The following is a 17,270-nucleotide window of genomic DNA, read 5'->3' as shown; positions in this document are numbered from 1 at the left end:
GCTCTTTGGCCCCTCAGACCTTTAGTCCCATTCCAGGCCGCCGCGCCGCCATACGTACGCGTAGGCGACGAAGACGGTGAGCACGAAGAGCAGCATCTCCACGAGCCCGAAAATCCCGAGCGCGTCGAAGGTGACGGCCCAGGGATAGAGGAAGACGATCTCGATGTCGAAGACGATGAAGAGCATCGCCGTCAGGTAGTACTTGATGGGGAATCGCCCACCACCGGCCGGCGTCGGTGTCGGCTCGATGCCGCACTCGTACGCCTCGAGCTTGGCTCGGTTGTACCGCTTTGGACCGATAAGCGTGGCCATGACCACGGAGAAGATCGCAAAGCCTGCCCCGAGGGCTCCCAGCACGAGGATGGGCGCATAGGCGTTCACGCTCCTCGCTCCTCTCAGTCGGCACTGACTGTTGGCGGTTGCGTCGGACCGATGCCCTGAATCCCATCGAAGATCGCGTACATGTGAAGCAGGTCACAAGCCCAACTGCCCCGCATCTTATGCCCGGCGGTCTGTGATCTGCGACACGGGGTGCGACAACGGCTTTGTGATCTCCACCACCTGACGAAGGATCATGAAGTCGGATGAGCGGTGATCTTCGTACGCGAAGCGCCTGAGTGATCACTAGTGGTGACAACTTGGCGAGTTACCCCTGGTCGAGGGCGTGCCGCCCTATCAAGCCAGGCGACTCACAGGCAAATTGGCGCTGGACGGGATCGCTTGATAGAGGAGCCGCGTTCACACTTTGGCGGGAGAGGTGTGGACGGATGTGGACGCGTGCGCCGATTCACGAACGGGTGGGCGGCGGGTGAGATCGCCGTCCCGGCGGGCGACGGGTGACGTGGCCGTCCCGACGGGCTGCGGGTGACGTGGTCGTCCCGACGGGCCGCGGGTGAGTCGGCCGTCCCGGCGGGCTGTTGGTGAGGCAGGCGTCCCGGCGGGCAGCGGGTGAAGAGGCCGTCCCTGCGGGCGGCGGGTGAAGGGGCTCGCGCGCGAGGCGGGTGGCGGGGGCGGGGTCGCCGCGCGGGGCGGGTGGCGGGGTCCACCCGCGATACGGGTGGCGGGCGCGGCGGACAGCGGCGCGGGGCGAGTGGCGGGCGCAGAGGACTGCGCGCTGGACGGGCGGCGTTGAGGTGAACGGCGGGCTGGGCGAGCGGCAGGCGAAGGGGACAGCGCGCGGGTCGCGCAGTGGGAGAAGGGGCGGGCCCGGGACGCGCGATCGGTGAGGCGGGCGGCATGCGGGACGCACGGCAGGCGAAGCGGCACCGGGCTGGACGCACGGCAGGGAGATGGCAGCGAGCGGAGCGCGCGACAAGGGGACGCGGGCGGCGGGCAGGACGCACGGCGAGCGCGGCGGACGGCATGAGCGACGCACGGCGGACGAAGCAGACTGCGCGCGGGACGCGCGGTGGATGAAGAGGACGGCGCGCCGGACACCCGCCAGGCGACGAGGACGGCGCGCGGCGCACATCAGGCGGAGCGGACGGCCAGCCCGCGGAACGCCCACCCGGCGGAGCGGGCCACACCGCGCGCACGCCGAACGAAGAGGACAGCCCGCGAGGCGCACGCCCGGCGATGAGGGCCGCGCTGGGCGCCCGCCAGACGAAGAGGAGAGCCCACACAACGCCCACCGGGCGAAGCGGGCCGTACCGCCCTCCCGCCAGCCGAAGAGGGCAGCCCACAGAACGCCCGCCAGACGAAGACGGCCTCAAGCAAGGCAGATCGCGGCGAGAGGGCGAGGGGGGGGCGCGGCAGCGCGGCAAGGCAGCGAGCCGGCCAGCAGGCCAGAGGACACGTGAACGAAGCCGCGGCGGCTTCGCCGCTTCTTCACGTCCGGCACGCCTCCCTCACTCCCTCCCAGTGGTTCGAAATCACCACAGAGGGCACCCGAAAACTCCGGGAGATCTCAGGGAGGTCTCAGCCAGGTCTCAGGGAGACCCCCGTGAGGGTCGAGGTGTGACCTGTGCCACAGAGGCTCTCGCGTCGAATAAACCGGGCTTGGCCAACCGCCTCAACGGGTGGTAGACCGAGGGCAATTCGGACGTATCACGGAAAACCCATGATCACAGGCGTGATCGACCGTGTCCGCATTGCCCGTTACGGCGTCAATAAAGAGCGACACGCCCGGGATTCAGCCGCGCTCCGGGCAACTGTGGCGCAGGACACGTTTCTTGAAGGGAACCCTGAGTCCCTGATAGCGGTTGGTCTCATGTCCCACACCGCTCACATACCCAGCCACCGGAAGCCCCGTCGCAGCGCCACGAAGGTCGCCCTGCGCGCCGGAGTTGCCGGTGGCGTCCTCAGCACCCTGGCAGTGGCCGCGGCGGCCGGTACGGCGAACGCGGCCGAGCCGGTGTCCGAGACCATCGAGATGCCCACGCTCACCGCCGATCTGTCCGCCCAGATCGCGCAGTCCGCCGACGTCACCCAGCAGGCCGCCGACTCCTACGAGTCGCGCGCCGAGCAGGACGCCGCCGCCTCCAAGGCCGCCAAGCAGGCCAGGGAAGACCAGGCGCAGGCCGAGAAGAAGGCCGAGGCCAAGCGCAAGGCCGAGGCCGCCGCCAAGAAGAAGGCGGAGCAGGAGCGCGCCTCGCGTTCGGCCGAGCGCACCAGCCTGTCCACGCAGTCCGGCGGCGGCTCCTCCGCGAGCTCCTCCGACTCGGTCGCCCCGGCCAGCGGCAGCGTCGGCTCGGTCATCAGCTTCCTCAAGGCGCAGCTCGGCGACGCCTACGTGATGGGTGCCTCGGGCCCCAACGCCTGGGACTGCTCCAGCCTCGTGCAGGCCGCGTTCAAGCAGGCGGGTGTGGACCTTCCGCGCGTCTCGCAGGACCAGTCGACGATGGGCACCGAGGTCGGCACCTCGAACCTCCAGGTCGGCGACATCCTGTACTGGGGCGGCAAGGGCTCCGCGTACCACGTCGGTGTGTACATCGGTAACGGCCAGTACCTGGACGCCGCCAACCCCGGCAAGGGCGTTGTCATCCAGGACCTGTCGGGTTACCCGGCCTCGGGCGCCGTGCGCGTCCTCTGACGGCCCCTTAGAGCCACGACCGAGGGCCGGAACCCCCCTGGAGGGGTTCCGGCCCTCGGCATGCCCTGAGGCGGCTTCCCAGCCGTCCCCCGGGTATTCCTCAGTCGTTCTTCGGCGACAGCTCCGCCATCTCGGACCAACCGCTGCCCTCGATCTCGGTGTTCACGATCTGCGGCACCGAGGCGATGAGCCCGCTCATCGTCTCCAGGCCGGCCTTGAAGTGGTCGGAGCCGACGTGCGCGGCGCCCGCGTCCCCGTCGGCGAACGCCTCCAGGAGCACGAACTGGTTCGGGTCCTCGACGGAGCGGGACCACTCGAAGAAGACGTTGCCCGGCTCCGCGCGCGTGGCGGCGGTGAATGCGGCGGTCCGCTCGATCCAGCTGTCGCTGTGCTCGGGGCGGACGGTGAACTTGACGGCGATGAAAATCATGCGGCCAGCGTCCGCCCGCTCCGGGGCGGCGGCAAGCGCGCCGGGCCGCTATTCCGACGCTGCCGGAAAACCGCGCCGCGCGGCCCGCGTGAGGACCCCGGCCAACTCCCCGCGCCGCCCGCGGAACTCGGCGGTCGGCAGGGACACCGAGAGCGCCCGCGCCCCGTCGTCGAGCGGTACGGCCACACAGGTGTACGCCGGGTCCGTCTCCCCCACCGACACCGCGACGCCCGCTGCCCGCACCCGGCGCAGCTCGGCCTCGAACCGGTCGGGGCTCGTGATGGTGTGCTCGGTCAGGCGCGGCAGGCCGTGCTCGTCCAGATAGCGCCGCCTGGCCGGCCTGCCCAGCGAGGCGAGCAGCACCTTGCCGTGGGCGGTGGCGTGCGCGCCCTGGTCGACGCCGACCTCGAACGGGTCGGAGCCGTCGGCCAGTACGGCCGTGGTGCTGTCGACGACCGCGATCCGGCCGCCCCTGCGGGCGCTGAGGTAGGCGTGGGCGCCCGCTGCCCTGCGTACGCCGAGCAGCAGCTTGCGAGTGCCCGCGTCGACCCCCGCGTGCCGCTGGAAGGAGCGGTACAGGGCGGGCACGCGCGGGCCGAGCGCGAAGCCGTCCGGGGTGCGCGCCAGATGGCCGCGCGCGGTGAGCGGGGCGAGCAGGTGGTACACGGTCGAGAGGGCACAGCCCAGTTCGGCGGCGAGCGCCTTGGCGCCGACGGGCCGGGAGGACCGGGCGACCGCCTCCAAGAGGTCGAGCGCCCGGTCCACCGAAGCGGGGCCGCCGTGCTCCTGGGTCACGCCTTCGGAGCCACCTTGCTCAGTCCGTTGATGATCCGGTCCATCGCGTCGCCGCCCGTCGGGTCGGTCAGGTTGGCGAGCATCTTCAGCGTGAACTTCATCAGGATCGGGTGGGTCAGACCGCGCTGGGTGGCGATCTTCATGACCTTCGGGTTGCCGATGAGCTTCACGAAGGCGCGGCCCAGCGTGTAGTAGCCGCCGTAGACGTCCTTCAGGGTCTGCGGGTAGTTCTGCAGCGCCAGTTCGCGCTGGGCGGGGGTGGCACGCGCGTGTGCCTGCACGATGACGTCGGCCGCGATCTGGCCGGACTCCATGGCGTACGCGATGCCCTCGCCGTTGAACGGGTTGACCAGGCCGCCCGCGTCGCCGACCAGGAGCAGGCCCTTGGTGTAGTGCGGCTGGCGGTTGAAGGCCATCGGCAGGGCGGCGCCGCGGATCGGCATCGTCATGTTCTCGGGGGTGTAGCCCCAGTCCTCCGGCATCGAGGCGCACCACGCCTTGAGGACCTCGCGCCAGTCCAGCTCGCGGAAGGCCTTGGAGGAGTTGAGGATGCCGAGGCCCACGTTGGAGGTGCCGTCGCCCATGCCGAAGATCCAGCCGTAGCCGGGAAGCAGCCGGTCCTCGCCGGGTCCGCGCCGGTCCCACAGCTCCAGCCAGGACTCCAGGTAGTCGTCGTCGTGGCGGGGCGAGGTGAAGTACGTCCGTACGGCGACGCCCATCGGGCGGTCCTCGCGCCGGTGCAGGCCCATGGCGAGCGAGATCCGCGAGGAGTTGCCGTCGGCCGCGACGACGAGCGGGGCGTGGAAGGTGACCGGGGTCTTCTCCTCGCCGAGCTTGGCGTGCACACCGGTGACGCGGCCGGTGCGGTCGTCGATGATCGGCTCGCCCACGTTGCAGCGCTCGTGCAGGCGGGCGCCCGCCTTCTGCGCCTGCCGGGCGAGCTGCTCGTCGAAGTCGTCGCGCTTGCGGACCAGGCCGTAGTCCGGGTAAGAGGCGAGATCCGGCCAATCGAGCTGGAGGCGCATGCCACCGCCGATGATGCGCAGGCCCTTGTTCCTGAGCCAGCCCGCCTCTTCGGAGATGTCGATTCCCATGGACACGAGCTGCTTCGTGGCGCGGGGCGTGAGGCCGTCGCCGCAGACCTTCTCCCGCGGGAACGCGGTCTTCTCCAGGAGCAGCACGTCGAGCCCGGCCTTGGCCAGGTAGTACGCCGTCGTCGACCCTGCGGGCCCGGCGCCGACGACGATGACGTCCGCGGAGTGTTCGGAGAGGGGCTCGGTCACGGCGGGTTCTCCCCAAGGCTCGAAATCATTGTGCCGACCGGCACGGGATATGGGCAGTCTATGAGGCGGTACCGATCAGCCAGCCGAAGGGCCACACGTGAGCGACCAGACAGCGACCCTGCCCGCCGTGCACCTGCGGGTTCCCACCCATGAGGACGCCGTCGCCTGGCACCGGCTCTTCGACGACCCGGAGGTCATGGAGTTCTTCGGCGGCACGTCCGCGGAGCTCTCCATGTACGAGGAGCTGACCGCGCGCCAGCGCAGACACGACGCCGAACTGGGCTACTGCCTGTGGACCTTGCTGGACGCGGACGGTGAGCCGATCGGCTTCACCGGCGCCCAGCCGTGGCCCCGCGACTGGGGTCCGACGGGTGAGATCGAGATCGGCTGGCGGCTCGGCCGCGCGGCCTGGGGCAAGGGGTACGCGACCGCCGCGGCGCAGGCGACGGTCGAACGGCTGCGTGCCGTGGGGGTGCCGAGCGTGGTGGCGATGATCCGCTCGGGCAACGAGCGCTCCATCGCGGTCACCCGGCGGATCGGCATGGAGCTCGCCGAGACGTTCACCACCCCGTGGGCGCCCGGCGACCCGGAACCCCGGCGGGTGGCGCACTGCTTCCGGCTCGCCCTGTAGCGGGTCTACCCTGCGGGTACCGGGGACCTGCCGGTACCCGCAGGGGGTGACGTCCGTGCCCAATCCGCCCGAGCCGCCCGACGTGCGCGTGCCGCGACTGGTCGGCCTGATGGCCATGGACGCGCGCGAGGCCGCCGCGCGGTACGGCGTGCGGCTCGTGGCGCCCGACCGCCCCGGCTTCCACGACGTCGTGCTCGACCACGTCGTACGCCAGTACCCGCCGCCCGACGCGTGGGTGCCGCACGGCGCGGCCGTCACCGTCTGGTTCGACCTGGGTCCCGGCGAGGGCGAGGGCGGCGCGGGAGTGCGTGAGCCGCGCCGACCGGGGCCGCCGGACGGCGGTGCGCTGCGCAGGGAACTGGACGAGCCGGGCCCCGAGGTGACGGCGGCGCCGTGAGCGCCGCCGGAACGCCGGGCCGGGGACCGGTCTCCGGCAGCCTCAGTCGCTGATCAGCCGCCAGGTGTCCAGCGCCGTCTGATGCGTCTTGGCGCCCTCACCGGCCGGCAGGAAGTCCTCGCGCCAGGAGAACTGGATCGCATACTCCGTGCCGTTCTCCGCGATGTAGCTCTGGTCGATGGCGTGGATCGTGCGGTCCGACCCGTCCGTGTAGGTGTACTCCCAGATCGCGCCGGACCGCCCCTGGAAGGTGTTCCGCTCCAGCCGGACGCGCTGGTAGTCGGACTTGTCCGGGGCCGACTTGGTGTGCTTCTCGATGTTCAGGAAGTTCTCGTACGAGGTGTAGGGCGCGTCCGTGACGACGCCGACGAGGAACTCCTCGCGCCCGGTCGAACCGGCGTACGTGATCTGCCCCGGGCGCTGCGGGTCCACGGGCTCCCTGCGCCAGCCGGCCGGCGCCGCGAAGGAGAACCCTTCGGGGTCCCGCATGATCTCGGAGCCATCGGGGACGTTCACCACGCCGAGACCGCCCGAGCCGTCGGAACTCCCCGAACTGGCCGAGGCCCCGCTGCTGTCGGGCTCCGGGCTGCCCGTCGCGCCGGACGCCACCGGGCTCGGCTGCGGGGAAGGGGACTGGCTCGCCGACGACTTGGCGTCCTTGGCCGCGCCGTCCGTCTTGTCGTCGCCGCCGTCCTGCCAGAACAGGATCCCGGCCGCGGCGCCGCCGCCGATGACCAGGGCCCCGGCGATCGTGGCGACCCAGATGCCCGCGCTGCCACGGGAGTTGGGGGCTGGCGGCCGCTGACCGAGGTGGAAGGCACCGGGGTCGTGGAAGACGGCGGGCACGGGCGCGGCGCCGGGCGGCGGGGTCGGTGCGGCCTCGGGTGAGAGTGTGGGCGCGTACGAAGGAGCGGGCAGCGCCCCGGGCACGGCAGGCGCCGCCGGGTGAACGGTAGGCGCCGTCGGGTCGGCGGCAGGCGCCGCCGGGTCGGCGGCAGGCGCCGCCGGGTCGGCGGCAGGCGCCGCCGGGTCGGCGGCAGGCGCCGCCGGGTCGGCGGCAGGGGCCGCCGGGTGGGCGGGAAGCGCCCGCTCCCCCGCCATCTGCAACAGGAACGGCGCGAGAAACGTCGCCGCCGCGAGCCACAGCATCCCGAACAGCAGGACCTCGGGGACGCTGATCCCCGTCTCCACCGTGCCGTTGCCACTGATCCCGCCGAACTCCGAACCCCCGCCGATGCCGCCGTCCCCGGACGCCTCGACGCCGAATCCGCTGAACCCGGCGAGCAGCAGGACGAGCCCGAAGAAGAGACCGGCGGCGAGGAACTGCTCGCCGCGGCGGCCCGGACCGCGCCGCGCCGCGATGACGCCGACGGCCAGCGCGCAGACCAGGCCGAGCGCCAGCGCGCCCACGATCGCCCAGTCGTTGGTGACGTCGCCCAGTTCGGCGAGCCCGAAGGAGCCGCTCTCCTGGCTCCCGCCGTACATCGAACTGCCGCCGCTCACCGACGCCTCGGCCGACGCGCCCCAGCCGATGCCGAGCGCGGTGACCGCGAGGTTCGGCAGGAGGAGCAGCGCGACCAGGAGCGGCGAGATGTCCGAGTCGTCGAGGTCGGTGAGTTCGCCCAGGTCGTCGACCTGGGCGAGGCTGATGAAGGCGACGACCGAGCAGAGCACCAGGACGACGACGAGGGCGCGCAGCGCGGTGCCCGCGGCGCGGACGGCGGCCTGCGCGCCGGGCCGTGCGGCGAGCCGGTGCGCGAGGTCGTCGCGGTGCAACACCCCGTAGGAGACGACGAATCCGAGCAGCAGGGCGCCGAGCGCGGCGAGCACCGGGGACGACGAGACCTCGACGCTCATGATGTCGGGCTGCGCGAAGAGCGCGAGCGCGAGCACGCCGGCGGTCACCAGGAGCGTGACGCGGACGGCGGCTTCGAGCCCCGCAGTGCCGCCGGGCGCGGTGGCACCGGCCCCCGCACCGGCGCGCGTCAGGATCCTGGTGCGCAGGACGCGTACGCCGATGAGGAGCGCCACGATCCACAGCGCGGTCACGGTCAGCGGGACGAAGTGCAGCGACGCGGTGCCCTGGAGCACCTGGTCCGACGAGCCCGAGCCGAGGTCCGTCGTGCCGCCGAAGGCCGGCCGCTGCTCGTGGCCCGACAACTCGAAGCCGCCGCCCACGGATTGGAGCAGCAGCGCGAGGCTGACCCGCAGCCGGTCGACGAATCCGACGACCACCTCGTCGTCCTGCCCGTACGACGGACTCGCCAGCGCGACCGCCCCGACGAGCAGCAGCACGAGCGGCCACACGGCGGCCCGCACGGCACCGGCCCAGTCCCCACGGAACGTACGGCCGAAGAAGGCACCGACGGGTGACGGGGTGACGGGACCGGTCGCGGGGACGTAGGCGGGCGGCGGGGGCGCGGTGGGTGCGGCCGCCGGCTCGGGAGCGCGTTCGCGTCCGCACTTCATGCAGAAGCGGGCCTCATCGGGAGCGGGGGCCCCGCAGTGTGGGCAAGTGGACGCCATCGAAACGCTCCGTCAGTCCAGAGATCACCAGCGAGAAGGACCGACCCGTAAGAACCGCATAAAGAAAAAGCCGGGTCGTATCAACGGACACATCTTGCCCGGTGACCGGTTCCCATGGGCGCGGGATCCTCAGTCTCAACTGGAGCGTTACGAAGAGCCCTTGATCAGGCCTGCTTGAACCCGCGGTGCAGCGCCACCACGCCGCCCGTGAGGTTGCGCCACGCCACCTTCGACCAGCCCGCGTCCTGGAGCAGCGCGGCCAGCGCGGGCTGGTCGGGCCAGCTGCGGATCGACTCGGCGAGATAGACGTACGCGTCCGGGTTCGACGACACTGCGCGCGCGACCGGCGGCAGCGCCCGCATCAGGTACTCCTCGTAGACCGTCCGGAACGGGCCCCACGTCGCGTGCGAGAACTCGCAGATCACGACGCGGCCGCCGGGCTTCGTCACGCGGTACAGCTCGCGCAGCGCGGCGCCCGTGTCCTGGATGTTGCGCAGCCCGAAGGAGATGGTCACGGCGTCGAAGGTGTCGTCCTTGAACGGCAGCTTCGTCCCGTCGCCCGCGGTGAACGGCATCCACGGGTGGCGCTTCTTGCCGACCGCGAGCATGCCGAGCGAGAAGTCGCACGGGACGACGTACGCGCCGGCCCGCACGAACGGCTGCGAGGAGGTGGCGGTGCCCGCGGCGAGGTCGAGGACCTTCTGCGCGGGGCGGGCGTCGACCGCCTTGGCGACCTCCTTGCGCCAGAGGCGGGCCTGGCCGAGGGAGAGTACGTCGTTGGTGAGGTCGTAGCGTTCCGCCACATCGTCGAACATCGAGGCGACTTCGTGCGGCTGCTTTTCTAGGGAGGCGCGGGTCACTTTCCCATTGTGTCAGGCCGTGGCTCCCTGTTGGCGGGGGGCTTCGCCTGCGGCGGGCGTTTCGCTGTCGCGTCTGCCGTGACCTGTTCGTTGGCGGGTGCGGGTTGTCTTGGGTTGCTCGCGCAGTTCCCCGCGCCCCTTAAAACGGGGCGCCCCGCTGACGTCGCCCTTCTAGCGGGCCCTGTACAGCAGGCGGCCCGCGATCACCGTCGCCACGCAGGTGGACGCGCCGCGTGCCACCAGCTCGGCCCTGTTCTGTACGTCGAAGACCGCGAACCTCGCCGGGGCGCCCTCCGCCAGGGGCGGGAGCAGGACCAGCGGGGTCGGGGAGAGGGAAGGGGGGCCCGGCAGTCGCGGGGGGCGTTGGGCCACCGCGAGGCCCGCTCTGCCCACCGCGTCCATCACGGGGCGGGCGCGCAGTTCGCCCGCGACCGCCACCGTGCCGTGCGCCAGCATCCGCTGCACGCCGCGGCGGGCGCTGGCGCTCAGGCGGGACGGGTCGGCGCGGAAGATCGCCGCCGCGCGCTCGCCGCCGATGGGGCCGGTGCCCAGCTCGTCGGCCTCCCGGGGGTCCGGGTGGTACGTGGCCTCAAGGAGCTCGGGGCCGTACGGGTTGAGCAGGCCGGGCGTCAGGATGCCGGGCCAGCGCCGGACCCGGGCCGAGGGGTGCGCGGCGGCCAGCTCCTGGTGGGGGCCGACGGCGGCGATGGTCGCGCCGTCGGCCAGGACCGCCGTCTCCGGAGAGTGCTCGGCGACGTGAAGTGTCAGCAACAGGGCCTCAGTTGGCGGTGAGGAGCTTCAGCTCGGGGTGGGCCGTGCCGCCCTCGATCGCCGTGGAGGAGATGTGCGAGGCGACGCGGTCGTCGACGGGGTCGTTCGCCGGGTCGTCGTGCACGACGAGGTGCTCGTACGTCGTGGCGCGCTGGGCCGGGACGCGGTCCGCCGTGCGGATCATCTCGATCATCTCGCGCAGGTTGTTGCGGTGCTTGGCGCCGGCCGAGGAGACCACGTTCTCCTCCAGCATCACCGAGCCGAGGTCGTCCGCGCCGTAGTGCAGCGTGAGCTGGCCCGCCTCCTTGCCGGTGGTCAGCCAGGAGCCCTGGATGTGCGCCACGTTGTCGAGGAAGATCCGGGCGATCGCGATCATGCGGATGTACTCGAAGATCGTCGCCTGGGTGCGGCCCTTGAGGTGGTTGTTCTCGGGCTGGTACGTGTACGGGATGAAGGCCCGGAAGCCGCCCGTCCGGTCCTGTACGTCGCGGATCATCCGCAGGTGCTCGATGCGCTCGGCGTTCGTCTCGCCGGTGCCCATGAGCATGGTGGAGGTGGACTCCACGCCCAGGTTGTGGGAGATCTCCATGATCTCCAGCCAGCGCTCGCCGGACTCCTTGAGCGGGGCGATGGCCTTGCGCGGACGGGCGGGCAGCAGCTCGGCGCCCGCGCCCGCGAAGGAGTCGAGGCCCGCCGCGTTGATGCGCTGGATCGCCTCCTCCACCGACACCTTGGAGATCCGGGCCATGTGCTCGACCTCGGACGCGCCGAGGGAGTGGATGACCAGCTGCGGGAAGTCCTTCTTGATCGCGGCGAAGTGCTTCTCGTAGTACTCCACGCCGTAGTCCGGGTGGTGGCCGCCCTGGAACATGATCTGGGTGCCGCCCAGCTCGACGGTCTCCGCGCAGCGGCGCAGGATGTCGTCGAGGTCGCGGCTCCAGCCCTTCTTGGTGTCCTTCGGGGCGGCGTAGAACGCGCAGAACTTGCACGCCGTCACGCAGACGTTCGTGTAGTTGATGTTCCGCTCGATGATGTACGTCGCGATGTGCTCGGTGCCCGCGTAGCGGCGGCGGCGCACGGCGTCGGCGGCGGCGCCGAGCGCGTGCAGCGGGGCGTCACGGTAGAGGTCGAGCGCCTCTTCCGGGGTGATCCGCCCACCTGCGGCGGCACGGTCGAGGACGGACTGAAGGTCGGCCTTCTCGGTCACCGGGGCGTCCCTTTCGTAAGGGTTGTGGACGGGCCATGCCAGCGTACGCCAGGGGCTTTGTGCCTCCGACGCGGGCTCAGGCCGCGTACGACCCGATGAGCAGGCCCACGAACGCGCCGCCGAGCAGGAAGGGCCCGAAGGGGATCGCCGTCTTGCGTCCGGCGCGGCGGGCGATCACCAGCGCCCCGCCGTACAGCGCGGCCAGCAGGAAACCGGCGAAGGTGCCGAGCAGCAGCGAGCCCCACCCGTACCAGCCGAGCACCGCCCCCAGGCACAGCGCGAGCTTCACGTCGCCGAAGCCCATGCCGTTGGGGTTGATGAGGAAGAGCACGAAGTACGCGCCGGCCAGCGCGAGCGCCCCGTACACCGCGCCCGGCCACGAGCCACCGTGCTCGGGCAGCAGCGCGGCGCCCCCGAGCAGCAGCGGCGCGGCGCCCGCGAGCGGCAGCGTCAGGACGTCGGGGAGCCGGTGCACGGTGAAGTCGACGACGGCGAGCAGCACGCCGAAGGGCGCGAGCAGCAGCCAGACCCCGAGCTCGGGCCGCGCCCCCGTGGTGAGCGCGAGCGCGGCGCAGACGAGGGCGGTGGCCGGGGCGACGACGAAGGTACGGGGCCCGTACCAGTCGCCCTCCGGGCTCCGGGCGAGGCCGACCCACGAGCCGAGCGGCTGCCCGCTCGGCGTCTCGGTCCGCCACGCCTTCTCCGGCGGTACGGACAGCCGGTGGGCGGCGCGCGGCACGAGCGTCCCGACGAGGGCGCCCCAGAGGGCACCGCCGAGGACGAGGATCAGCGACAAGAGGGGCTTCCTGTTGTGGGCAGGCGTTCCGCACGGCGGAACGGGTGGGCACGACCCCCGGTGCCGAGCACCGGTGACCGAGGCGCTAGCTCACCGCGGTGAGGCCGCTGCGCCAGGTGGGCAACAACTCGTCCAGCAACGCCTCGGTCCTGGGCGGCAGCCCGCGCGCACCGCTCCGGGTGACCAGATCGGCGGCGACCTGCTGCAGGCGGGCCGGGTCCTCCGTGGCGTGCGTCGCGCGCAGCAGCTCTTTCCAGAGCCGCTCATCGCCCGGCGCGGAGCCCAACGCGGCGTTCAGCGCCTCGATCGCCTTCTCCGCGCGCCCCTTCTCCAGGTGGAACTCGGAGAGGGCGAGACCGATGTCGGCGACGAGCAGCGGCAGCTGCGCGTCGATGATCTCGTGCGTGAGCCAGGCGTACCGGCCCTGCGGCCGGTCGGCGAGCAGCGGCCCGCGCACCAGGACGAGCGCGTCGGTGAGCATCCGCCCGCGCACGGCACGGTTGCCCGCGCCGCGCCCCTGCGTGGCCTCGTGGTAGAGCGAGCGCAGTACGTCCAGGTCGGAGACGACTGACTTGGCGAGCGTGAGCCGCCCGGTCCGGTCGGCGCGCAGGCGGGGCGATCCGTCGGGCTCGGTGCCGAGCCACTCGCGCAGCCGGTCCACGAGCGCGTCCCGCACGTCGTCGGTGACGCCGCGCGGCCACAGCGCGGAGGCGAGCACCCGGGGGTGCACGCCCTCGCGGTGCAGGAGCAGCAGGGCGAGCGCCTCGTGCATCAGCGGGCTGCGCTCGCCGTCCGGCGCGTCCAGGCCGATGATCTCGTACGTACCGACGAGGCGGGCGTAGACCGCGGGCCGCCCCTGCTCGGTGACGTCGACGAGGAACGGCGGGGCCACGGCGGGCGCGCCCCCGTCCGGACCGCCGCCGGCACCGGCGCTCTCCGGGTCGGCCTCGCTGAAGAGCCGCACGACGGCGCGCTGCTGGGCCTCGGGCAGCGCCTGGGCCTCCAGTTCGAGCCCGAGCAGCGGGGCGAGCAGCTTGCCCGCGCGGGTGATCTCCATCTCCCAGGCGGCACCCGGCAGGTCGCCGGACTCGGTGCCGACCAGGTAGCCGATGCCGAGCCTGCTGGCGTCGGCGGCGAGCTCGGCGAGCTTGACCGCGTCCTCCGGGCCCGGCTCGGCGGCGAGCAGCACCAGGTGCGGGGCCCAACGGGTGTGCTGGGCCGGGCCCGTACGGCCGGTGAGCACCGAGTCGTGGCCCGCGGCGCCGAGCGCGCCGCGCCGCTGCCTGGTCTCGGCCTCCATGGTCTCGATGAGCGCCTCGACGTCCTCGAGGTGGCGCAGCCGGTTGGGCGCGAGCGGGGTGAGGTCCTGGCCGAAGCCGACGACGGTGATGGTCATCCGGTCCGACCAGCCGTTGGTGGCCAGCTCGGCGGCGACCGAGGCGAAGACGGCGGCGCGGTCGGCCTCGCTGCCGCTCAGCGAGACGATGCCGGGCACGGACTCCAGGTTGAGCAGGAGCCGCGAGTCGTCGAGGGTGCCGAGGCTGACGAGCCCCGGGTAGGGCGCCGCGGTGTCGACGTCCTCGTACCGCTCGGCGTCGGTGCGCGCCAGCATCCAGAACGTCTGGTCCTGCCCCAACTGCCAGGGGGCGGGCGGGCGTCCCGCGGGCTGCGCGAGCTGGAGGTGCAGGTCGCCGTTGCTCAGCCACGCCGCGTACACGGTCGGCAGGGCGCGGTTCTCCTCCGCGAGGGAGGCGGCGAGGCCGCGCAGCGAGAGGTCGAGCAGGCGTACGCCCTCGGGGTCGGCGCCCACGAGCAGCGCGTCCTGCACGTCGGCGGCGTCACCGGTCGGCGTCGGCGGCTGCATGCCGCGGCCACCGCCGGTCGCGCCCATGGCGGACTGCCACAGGGCGTGCCGACGGCGGCGGCCGAGCGCGAGGAGCAGTCCGGCGGCGAGCAGGGGCGCGCCGAGGAGGGCCTCGGGAAGCCCGAAGGAGGAGTCGTCGGAGGCGCCGGTGGCGGCGGGGGTCTGGTGCTGCCCCTGCTGTCCCTTGCCCTGACCGCCCTGGCCGTCGCCCGCGGGGCGCTGCTCGGGCAGGGAGATGTGCGCGGTGTCGCGGTCGACGGAGCCGCCACCACCTTGGTGACCACTGCCACCCTGCTCCCCGCCTTGCTCGCCCTGCTCTCCGCCGCCCTGCTGGTGGTCGCCGGACTTCGAGTAGTCGGAGATCTGCTCCTGCACGTCCTTGGAGACCTCGGGCGCCTCGTCGGGCATCTCGACGATCTCGCCGCCGTGCGCGTCCGCGGGCATCTCCATGATCCAGCCGGGCCGGATGAGGCTCGCCTCGGAGAGCCGCGAACCGTCGGGCTGCTCGCGGTCCTTGTTGAGCTGGTAGATCTCCTTGTACCTGCGCCCGTCGCCCAGGTGCCGCTCCGCGACCTCCCACAGGGAGTCGTGGTGGCGCCCCTCGGGCGGCTGGATCCGGTAGTACTTCGTGTCCCCCGCCTTGGCACCGCTGCCGCCGTCGGCGTGCGCGGCGGCCTGGTCGGCCTGCGCGGCGAGCGCGTCGGCGGCGCTCCCCGCCTGCTGCTGCTCCTGCCCGAAGAGCCCGGGGGTCTGGTGGGCGGAGGCGGCGGTCGCGGGCTTCTGATTGCCCTCAAGGGACTGCCCGAACTGCGAGAGCCCCGGCGCGAAGCTGGCGGCCGTGGCGCCCACCAGGAGCAGGGCGGCGACCAGTTGGCGGGCGAGCAGCTGACTGCCGCCCGCGCCCGGCACCCGGCCGGGAATGCCGACGCCGGAGAAGGCGGCCTTTATCTCCACGAGCACACAGGCGGTGAACTGCGCCCAGGCGAGCCAGACGACGACGGTCAGCACGTTGATGAACGTGTTGACCGTGATCTCCTGCTGCAGCCAGTCCAGCGAGGGCGCGCCGCCGGGCAGCGGCCACCCCACGAAGTACGCGAGCGCTCCGGGCACGCCGACGAGCAGCACGGCCAACGCGACGAAGGCGAAGAACGCCTTGACGAAGTCCCCGAAGGAACGCCTGCGCCCCGGCAGGGGCTGCGGCGTCCTGTTCCGCGGAGACTGCGGATTCGGCGGGCCGCCGCCCGTCGAACGTGAAGTGCTGCGCGCCATGGCGGGTGTCCTGGTGTCCTGTGGTGAGGAGTGGATGGTGACGGTGGTTTCTGATCGGTGGCATGAGCCTACTGAGCCGATGGTACGGAAGGGCCCGAAGGGCAGACAGCGGTATCACCTCTCCCACCTGCCCGTTTCATAACTCCCCGCACCAAAAGCCCGACTCGCCATGCCCGGTTGTGTCCTTCTCCGGCCCCCCGCCGACCACTCCACGACCGCTCCAGGCCCATCCCCGCCCAGGTGACGCCCGCCCTCACCCCGCGCGTCACAGTTGCGGCACGGAATCGCTGCGCTCGCGTAGCACTCTTCGACCGTTCGCTTCCGTCACCCCCGATGCCACGGGATGCTTCTCCCGGCGCCCTGCTGCCGCCGCACCCCACTTGGTAGCTTCGTTCTCGCCTGCACACCTGCACACACCCGCGTGTGCGCCGAACTCTGGGGGACCGTGCGGGGAGACACAGAAGTGACCGGCTTCGACGTCACGGGGACCTCGGCCCCCTGGGTCGTCTTCGTCCCCAAGGGCACGCCCGAGATCCACCAGCAGCTCTCCGCCCTGGAGGCGAAGGGTGGACGCGTGCATCGGTTCGACGCCGTCGATCTCATGACCGAGCAGGGCATCCACCGCGCCTTCGCCGAGAGCCTCGCGTTTCCCGGGTACTACGGGAGGAACTGGGACGCCCTGGTGGACTGTCTGGACGACCTGTGCGGGGCCGTCACCGGGGGCGTCGGTGTCGCGGGGGTCGTGTGCGGGGCGGATCCTCTGCTCGAAGCGGAGCACTTCCCCCTTTTCGTCTCGGTCCTCTGCCAAGGTGCGGACCGGGCGAATTCCGCGGTCGACCTCGACGGCTTCCCGGTGGATCGTCCCGCCGTCGCCGAGCATTTCGTCTTCGAGTTCGACGCGTTCGACCGTGAAAGGATCGAGCGCGGAGTGCGGCAGCCCGATCTGGTCGTCAGTTCGGGGGACGGGTTCGTCGTGGTCGGGCTCGATCCGGATGAATGGCACCGGCGCGCCGCGCAAGCTACATAAGCCGCATGAGCTGCATAGGGGGCATCACCATGGGCGGTAAGGGCAAGAGCGATCTCTCCATCCCACTCACCGACCTCGACGACTACGGCAGTCGGCTGCGTTCCGTGAAGGACCGCATGAACCGCACCAAGAAGACCTTCGAGTCCTACAAGGACGACATCGGCGACGGCGGCGTGTACGACGCCCTCGACGACTTCGAGTCCAACTGGGAGGACGGGCGCGAGGACATCGGGCAGCAGCTCGACCAGCTCGCGGACCTCTCCGACGCCGTCGTACGCGAGTTCAAGAAGCTCGACGACGACCTGGCCAAGCAGGCCAGGGACTCCGTGAAGGCGGGCAAGGAGAAGGCCAAGGAGAAGGGGAAGGGCGACGGCGGGAAGTAG

At 72.0% G+C, this 17,270-nt stretch carries 15 protein-coding genes; 5 read left to right on the top strand and 10 right to left on the bottom strand.

Going from position 1 to position 17,270, the window contains the following annotated elements; translation table 11 throughout:
• Positions 1-21: 21 nt before the first annotated feature.
• Complete coding sequence (locus tag ACIO9J_RS37975; RefSeq protein ID WP_003992243.1) at positions 22-381, bottom strand: NADH-quinone oxidoreductase subunit A; 360 nt, start codon at positions 379-381, stop codon at positions 22-24.
• A gap of 1,828 nt (positions 382-2,209) precedes the next feature.
• Between ACIO9J_RS37975 and ACIO9J_RS37970 the strand changes: the two genes are divergently transcribed.
• Positions 2,210-3,031, top strand: a complete 822-nt coding sequence (locus ACIO9J_RS37970; RefSeq protein ID WP_402009607.1) for a C40 family peptidase — start codon at positions 2,210-2,212, stop codon at positions 3,029-3,031.
• Positions 3,032-3,131: 100 nt separating this feature from the next.
• On the opposite strand, the gene ACIO9J_RS37965 is transcribed toward ACIO9J_RS37970, so the two are convergent.
• The 3 genes from ACIO9J_RS37965 to ACIO9J_RS37955 are packed head-to-tail and all read right to left on the bottom strand — an operon-like array spanning position 3,132 to position 5,539.
• Positions 3,132-3,461: a putative quinol monooxygenase gene (locus tag ACIO9J_RS37965; protein ID WP_402009605.1), complete on the bottom strand. Its 330-nt coding sequence runs from the start codon at positions 3,459-3,461 to the stop codon at positions 3,132-3,134.
• 48 nt (positions 3,462-3,509) lie between these two features.
• Positions 3,510-4,256 carry an IclR family transcriptional regulator gene (locus ACIO9J_RS37960; protein ID WP_402009603.1) on the bottom strand — a complete coding sequence of 249 codons (747 nt, stop codon included), beginning with the start codon at positions 4,254-4,256 and terminating at the stop codon, positions 3,510-3,512.
• Positions 4,253-5,539 (bottom strand): geranylgeranyl reductase family protein, encoded by a 1,287-nt coding sequence (locus ACIO9J_RS37955; RefSeq protein ID WP_055543684.1) that lies wholly within the window; start codon positions 5,537-5,539, stop codon positions 4,253-4,255. Before ACIO9J_RS37955 ends, ACIO9J_RS37960 begins: the two co-directional genes overlap by 4 nt.
• A 97-nt stretch (positions 5,540-5,636) precedes the next feature.
• On the opposite strand from ACIO9J_RS37955, the gene ACIO9J_RS37950 reads away from it, so the two are divergent.
• Positions 5,637-6,170 carry a GNAT family N-acetyltransferase gene (locus tag ACIO9J_RS37950; RefSeq protein WP_402009601.1) on the top strand — a complete coding sequence of 178 codons (534 nt, stop codon included), beginning with the start codon at positions 5,637-5,639 and terminating at the stop codon, positions 6,168-6,170.
• Between the two features lie 46 nt (positions 6,171-6,216).
• Positions 6,217-6,567, top strand: a complete 351-nt coding sequence (locus ACIO9J_RS37945) for a PASTA domain-containing protein (RefSeq protein ID WP_402009599.1) — start codon at positions 6,217-6,219, stop codon at positions 6,565-6,567.
• Between the two features lie 42 nt (positions 6,568-6,609).
• Here the strand turns inward: ACIO9J_RS37945 and ACIO9J_RS37940 are convergent, their stop codons facing one another.
• The 6 genes from ACIO9J_RS37940 to ACIO9J_RS37915 all read right to left on the bottom strand — a co-directional run bounded on the left by ACIO9J_RS37940 (position 6,610) and on the right by ACIO9J_RS37915 (position 15,860).
• Entirely contained in the window at positions 6,610-9,093 is a 2,484-nt protein-coding gene (locus ACIO9J_RS37940; protein ID WP_402009598.1) for a zinc ribbon domain-containing protein, read from the bottom strand.
• Positions 9,094-9,257: 164 nt separating this feature from the next.
• Complete coding sequence (locus ACIO9J_RS37935; protein WP_402009596.1) at positions 9,258-9,953, bottom strand: demethylmenaquinone methyltransferase; 696 nt, start codon at positions 9,951-9,953, stop codon at positions 9,258-9,260.
• A gap of 171 nt (positions 9,954-10,124) precedes the next feature.
• A complete protein-coding gene (locus tag ACIO9J_RS37930) occupies positions 10,125-10,724 on the bottom strand; it encodes a hypothetical protein (protein WP_402009594.1) in 600 nt (199 codons plus the stop codon).
• Between the two features lie 7 nt (positions 10,725-10,731).
• Positions 10,732-11,931, bottom strand: coding sequence for a cyclic dehypoxanthinyl futalosine synthase (gene mqnC, locus ACIO9J_RS37925; RefSeq protein WP_402009593.1), 1,200 nt, complete (start codon positions 11,929-11,931; stop codon positions 10,732-10,734).
• A gap of 76 nt (positions 11,932-12,007) precedes the next feature.
• On the bottom strand, positions 12,008-12,727 hold the full coding sequence (locus tag ACIO9J_RS37920; RefSeq protein ID WP_402009591.1) for a prepilin peptidase: 720 nt from the start codon (positions 12,725-12,727) through the stop codon (positions 12,008-12,010).
• An 85-nt stretch (positions 12,728-12,812) separates the two neighbouring features.
• On the bottom strand, positions 12,813-15,860 hold the full coding sequence (locus ACIO9J_RS37915; protein ID WP_402009589.1) for a BTAD domain-containing putative transcriptional regulator: 3,048 nt from the start codon (positions 15,858-15,860) through the stop codon (positions 12,813-12,815).
• Between the two features lie 463 nt (positions 15,861-16,323).
• Between ACIO9J_RS37915 and ACIO9J_RS37910 the strand changes: the two genes are divergently transcribed.
• The gene (locus ACIO9J_RS37910) at positions 16,324-16,887 is read left to right on the top strand and encodes a barstar family protein (protein WP_402009587.1); all 564 of its coding nucleotides are present in this window, start codon (positions 16,324-16,326) and stop codon (positions 16,885-16,887) included.
• A 5-nt stretch (positions 16,888-16,892) separates the two neighbouring features.
• Positions 16,893-17,270 carry a hypothetical protein gene (locus ACIO9J_RS37905; RefSeq protein ID WP_402009585.1) on the top strand — a complete coding sequence of 126 codons (378 nt, stop codon included), beginning with the start codon at positions 16,893-16,895 and terminating at the stop codon, positions 17,268-17,270.

The organism is Streptomyces sp. NPDC087300 (assembly GCF_044744425.1).
Classification (GTDB): Bacteria; Actinomycetota; Actinomycetes; order Streptomycetales; family Streptomycetaceae; genus Streptomyces.
Note: the sequence above shows the minus strand (reverse complement) of the source record. Positions and strands in the feature narration are given on the sequence as shown.

Coding starts and splice junctions, on each gene's coding strand:
- ACIO9J_RS37915 (WP_402009589.1), bottom strand. CDS start 15,860: ATGGCGCGCAGCACTTCACGTTCGACGGGCGGCGGCCCGCCGAATCCG.
- ACIO9J_RS37970 (WP_402009607.1), top strand. CDS start 2,210: ATGTCCCACACCGCTCACATACCCAGCCACCGGAAGCCCCGTCGCAGC.
- ACIO9J_RS37965 (WP_402009605.1), bottom strand. CDS start 3,461: ATGATTTTCATCGCCGTCAAGTTCACCGTCCGCCCCGAGCACAGCGAC.
- ACIO9J_RS37905 (WP_402009585.1), top strand. CDS start 16,893: ATGAGCTGCATAGGGGGCATCACCATGGGCGGTAAGGGCAAGAGCGAT.
- ACIO9J_RS37940 (WP_402009598.1), bottom strand. CDS start 9,093: ATGGCGTCCACTTGCCCACACTGCGGGGCCCCCGCTCCCGATGAGGCC.